Here is a 3,693-nt window from a genome sequence, read left to right as displayed (position 1 = left end):
TGCAACGAAAAGGGGTGCAGCCGTCTTCTCAATGACATGAGCAAAGTAAGATAATTATGATTATTATTTTTGGCATCGTTAATTTTCAAATAAAATAGTTCTACAAGCAATAATTAGTATTGAATTGCTCATTGGTCCTATATAATCACACAACAGAAACCTGACAAATTTAATAGCATAACAAAAAACCCCTCGATTTCTCGAAGGGTTTTCTGGTGGTCGGAGACGGAATCGAACCGCCGACACGAGGATTTTCAGTCCTCTGCGGTTATATTCATTTATAGACGGGGAGAAAAGAGAAAGTTATTACCGGTTACCGAATAATTGGTTGCCGAATTGGCATTTTCTTTCATTTTCGCATCATTTTCAATGTATTTCCGTAAGCTTGGAAAGTCGTCAATTCTTCTTTGCTCTGGATACTGTAAATAAATCTCTGTAGTAGTAATTTTACTATGTCCCATTTCTCTAGCGACTTGATGGATATTTCCAGATACTGTTACTCTCTTTATACCGTAAGTATGACGAAATGATTTCAAACTTATATTCTTGCCTTTGATGTCAAGACCCTTAACTACTTTTCTCATTATGGTTGCAAGTCGATGATAGGCTGTTTCATTTGGATCTACGCTCCCACTAAATTTATAATCATCTCTGAATTTATGCATTTCAAGTAATATTGATTTTGACTGATCTGAGAGTTTGATTTGTCTAATTTGCTTTGATTTAGATTTTTCTACTTCCACTATAAGCCAGTCACCAAATAATTCTCCGTCAAATGGCTCTCTTGGCCTGCATCCTGTATTTTCGTAGAATTTAAATGCTTTTTTGTAAAAATCATCCAACCAGTGAAGATTATAAATCTGATTGAGTTCGTTTTCATTCAAATAGCGGGGTAGTGGTTTCCCTTCATTGAGTTTATCGAAAGTTATTTCATTGTCTATGTATTCAACTTTTTTATGGAGCCAATTGAAAAAAGTTCGAATATGTCTCAGACTAATATTGATTCCTGTATCCTTGTATTTCCGTTCATTATTCATTGTCTCATTTTGCATAGATCGAATTAATCCACTCCTGCCGTCAATATCCTTACTCGACAATTTATTGATTGGTTTTGATTTACCAATATATTTCATCAACTGATTAAGGGATATTGCATCTCTTCTTATTGTGCTAGGCCTCACTTTGCCAATCCGATAATCAAGGTACTCATTTACCGTATCCTTTAGCACCAGAATTTTAATTGATGTACATCCTTTACTATCAGAATACCATGGGAAAGTAAAGTCTAAACCATCCTTGATATCTTTTTCAACTTTTTGAACTTGTTGATGCCTTATTCTAGCCTCAACTTTGCTTTTAGTATTAAGAGGAATGTTTTTGGGTTTTGACCATTTGACGCTTGTGATGATAGAATAGTAAAATTTACTACCATTCTTTTTTATGACTGTTTTAAGTTGTGCCATTGCTGACCTCCATCGTTTCGCTGTAGAAATGCCAAGACTTGCGACAACGATGGTTGTTAGAGCCCTCACGGGTGATCCAGTCTTGGCAATGTATGTGATATGGAAAAACCGCCATTTCGGTGCGGTCATTTCCGCCATCGTTTCGCGCCATAAAGTTAAATTGATTACTATAATTGTTACAAACCATTTGAATCATAATAATTAAGCAATTCTCCAGGGTTATCTTAAGCATCCTAAATAGCGCATAAAGACCAATATGATGTTTAGTAGTAGTAAAGTCATTGAGTAAAATTCGCCACAAAATCCCGACGCTAAAATATTGCGTATTAACATTGCGTAAAATTAAAATGTATCCAAGTTAGGATAGTTCGTTTCTGTTTTGGTTTGATGCCAACAATTTTTTTTACAAATCTTTCCTTATTGATAAGGTCATTAATAAAGATTCTTACTTTTTGCTCATTCCACTCCCCATTTCTCGTTTTCAAATTCAATCTTTCAGCTAATTTCCGATTTGATATCATTATTTGATTTCTATAAATTGGAATTTCTTCACCCCATTCCATTTTCATAACTTTGTCTTCATCGTTTAGATTTAGCAATAAGTAAATATAAATAGACAAATATTCCTTATCAGGTTTGATTAGATATTCTTGAAAAACATTATCCATCCTTAAATTGGCCCTGAAGTATTTTGTGCCGGTCAAATCAAAACCATTCCTATACTTCCAGTTAGATTCAAATAATTTTAAAAGTTCAGATAATTCAAGAGGTTGGGTATTCTGGCTATTTAAATCAATCAAAATTTTTAATGCGTCTTCTTTTCTATAACCTTCCATCATCAATTTTCTTGTAAGCATTGATCCGGTAGTGTTACGATTACCCCTTTTTACCCCACCATTCAGGATAATTGGGCTGTTTTGTGTGTTATCCAATCCAACTACTGACGAAACCATTTTATCTGAAAAATCATTAGCAGGCTCTTTAGTAATTTCATTTAAAGGGGTTTCCAGCCATAAAGTATTGAGTGTATCATTCAATTCTGTAACTTTATTTGCAAATGTCTCAAATCTTGGCGATTTTGCTAATATCTTAAAGTCATCATATATCTCAGAATACTTAATTGGAATTTTGAATAGGTTTGATTTTCTATTACGTGTATTTGATAGCCTATATAATTGATGACTTTTATACATTGACTCATCACAGTTCAATCCCAACAACTGAATAAACTTTTTTATCTTTAGATTAAACTCTTTTACTGGTAATGGATCAATGCCCACAATAGCGGAAGGAATCTCAATATGGAATCCCTTGCTACCGCTATAGTAGAAACTCAAACATTCAGTAGATACATCATAGTCATTTAAGATTTCAACCACCTCTTCAACCTTAGAAGGATCGAGATCATCAATGTCTATTGGTATGAAGTCACAACAAACTAATCCATCATATCCGCTTATTGTACCTTTATCTTTACAATGCTTTTTTAATCCCTCAGGATAAGTTGCCCAGGTTCTGCATCGATCGACATCCTCAGAATCGATTTCAATCTCATCCACCCTGACAACAATTCCTTTTCTACTGAAATCAGGATCAGCCAATTCAACAAATTTAAAATCAACTTTTACCAAGAAAATTCTTAATCGTTTTTACTGTTTCATCACTTGGTCTACAACCCATACGATATGGATATAATGCACATCTAATGACAGTACATAGTCTGACTTCTTTGTGCTGATTACAACTACAGTCCAGACACTTTTTGCGAATTGCTTTGATTGGTGTTTTGATGAACTTATCCATTTTTCAACCACTCATCCAATTCAGAGATTTTAAACAAGAGTTTTCCGGTAGTTTTGGAGGCTTTTAACTTCCCACTATAAACAGCTCTTCTAATTGTGCTAGTGCTCAATGAGGTGTACTCAATAGCCTTTTTTAATGTCATCCAGCGACAACTTTTATCTAACTTTAGTAGATTCTCAATACGTTTCAGTCTATTATCAAATTGAGGTAATTCAATCATTTGATCTCCTTGCAATATGTTTTTTCACAATATCTATTGCTTCTGGAGAGTATTTCCTCGGATATCCTTTACCAGTGGATTCTTCTGCTACAGGAAGACGATTGCAGTCGTTTAGATAATCAATTATATAACCCGGAGCACGGGTTACTAATCGTAGTTGGGTTTTGGTGTACGATTTCTTAACCATGAAATTTTCCTTTTTATATT

General features: G+C 34.1%; 4 protein-coding genes. All 4 read right to left on the bottom strand.

Annotated features, from left to right (window positions below; translation table 11 throughout):
- Nucleotides 1–278: 278 nt before the first annotated feature.
- Nucleotides 279–1,592: a site-specific integrase gene (locus HOG71_13305; protein ID MBT5991822.1), complete on the bottom strand. Its 1,314-nt coding sequence runs from the start codon at nucleotides 1,590–1,592 to the stop codon at nucleotides 279–281.
- 197 nt (nucleotides 1,593–1,789) lie between these two features.
- Nucleotides 1,790–3,094: a hypothetical protein gene (locus HOG71_13300; GenBank protein MBT5991821.1), complete on the bottom strand. Its 1,305-nt coding sequence runs from the start codon at nucleotides 3,092–3,094 to the stop codon at nucleotides 1,790–1,792.
- A gap of 164 nt (nucleotides 3,095–3,258) precedes the next feature.
- Entirely contained in the window at nucleotides 3,259–3,408 is a 150-nt protein-coding gene (locus HOG71_13295) for a helix-turn-helix domain-containing protein (protein ID MBT5991820.1), read from the bottom strand.
- Between the two features lie 70 nt (nucleotides 3,409–3,478).
- Nucleotides 3,479–3,673, bottom strand: a complete 195-nt coding sequence (locus HOG71_13290) for a hypothetical protein (protein ID MBT5991819.1) — start codon at nucleotides 3,671–3,673, stop codon at nucleotides 3,479–3,481.
- Nucleotides 3,674–3,693 lie beyond the last annotated feature (20 nt).

The organism is Bacteroidota bacterium, assembly GCA_018698135.1.
Taxonomy (GTDB): Bacteria; Bacteroidota; Bacteroidia; order CAILMK01; family JAAYUY01; genus JABINZ01.
The sequence above is the reverse complement of the archived record's forward strand: the minus strand, read 5'-3'. Positions and strand labels throughout refer to the sequence as shown.

Coding starts and splice junctions, on each gene's coding strand:
- HOG71_13305 (MBT5991822.1), bottom strand. CDS start 1,592: ATGACCGCACCGAAATGGCGGTTTTTCCATATCACATACATTGCCAAG.
- HOG71_13290 (MBT5991819.1), bottom strand. CDS start 3,673: ATGGTTAAGAAATCGTACACCAAAACCCAACTACGATTAGTAACCCGT.
- HOG71_13295 (MBT5991820.1), bottom strand. CDS start 3,408: ATGACATTAAAAAAGGCTATTGAGTACACCTCATTGAGCACTAGCACA.